Origin of the sequence: Myxococcus vastator (assembly GCF_010894475.1) — a bacterium.
GTDB lineage: Bacteria > Myxococcota > Myxococcia > Myxococcales > Myxococcaceae > Myxococcus > Myxococcus vastator.
Map to the genome: position 1 here is coordinate 1 of NZ_JAAIYB010000856.1, position 1,270 is coordinate 1,270.

1 protein-coding gene is annotated in these 1,270 nt (G+C 72.6%); it reads left to right on the forward strand.

All coding sequences use genetic code 11. From position 1 onward, the window contains the following. Window positions 1-308: 308 nt before the first annotated feature. The coding region (locus G4D87_RS37895; RefSeq protein WP_240358942.1) for an MFS transporter at window positions 309-1,270 on the forward strand (962 nt) is incomplete at its 3' end.

Below are 1,270 nucleotides of genomic sequence, written 5' to 3' on the forward strand. Positions count from 1 at the left end.
GGTCGTCCCCACAGGCCGTGTGGAAGGCACAGGCCGCCGCGAGCAGCCACGTTGCGAGCGTGGGCGTGGGAGGCGTTCCAGGCTTCGTCGTTTCGGACTGGGGCATCGTCATGCCGGTGCTCTCTTCCGGGGTGCGGGGCGCGCGTTTGCCCGGGAGGAACGGCGGGAGCCCACCTGTATATCGTGGGGTGCCGGCGTTGGGCGGACCGGTCCAGGTGCCCGCCTGTCCGTGGCTGGGGAATTGAAGCCCGCCACGCGTCTCCTCTACGGTGCCGGGCCTGATTCCCGAAGGTGGAGACGCGCGGCACATGTCGGTTCCTGCGAGTGATTCAAACACCAGCGGGCGCGGGACGGGTGCCCTTCCGTTGCTGCGTCACCACCCGGCGTTCCGGGCCCTGTGGGGCGCGCGAGTCATCTCCTTCACGGGGGATGCGCTCAGCCTGGTGGCGCTCATGCTGTACGTCGCGGAGCAGACGGGACAGGCGCTGGCCGTGTCCCTGTTGCTGCTCGTGGGGGACTTCGCGCCCGCCTTGCTGGGGCCGCTCACCGGGGCCATCAGCGACCGGTTCGACCTCAAGCGGGTGATGATTGCCTGCGAGCTGCTCCAAGGGGCGCTCCTGGCGCTCATCGCGCTCACGATGCCGCCGCTGCCGGTGCTGCTGGCCCTGGTCGCCGCGCGGGCGATTGCCGGACAGGTGTTCCAGCCCGCCTCCCGGGCGGTGGTTCCCGCCTTGGTGCGGAGCGAGGACCTGGAGTCCGCCAACGCCAGCGTGGGCTTCGGGACGCAGGCCGGCGAGGCGCTGGGGCCACTGCTCGCGGCGGCGATGTTTCCGCTGGTGGGGCTCCAGGGCGTGCTGCTGGTCGACGCGGCGTCCTTCTTCCTGTCAGCGGGCTTGCTGGTGGCGCTGCCGTCCGTGCCGCCCGCGCATGACGGCGCCGCGCCGCCTGTGTCGTTGTTCCGGCAGGCACGGGATGGGCTCGTCTATCTCTGGCAGGCCCGGGTGGCCCGCGTCGTCGCGTTGGGCTTCTGCGCCGTGGTGGCCTTCAACGGCGTGGATGACGTGGCGCTGGTGCTGCTCCGCGCGGGCGCGTGGCTGCGGGACGTGGGGCGAAGGCGCTCGCTGGCGCGCCCCCGGGTTCAGGGGCGCGTGCGCTTCGCGAAGACGCGGAGCCTGGCCCGGGGGCCCTGGGCGGAGGCCGTGGAGGCGCGGCTGGGGGCCTGGAGCACGCTGGGGCTGGCGCTGCTGGTCCTCGTGGGGCTGTACGTGGT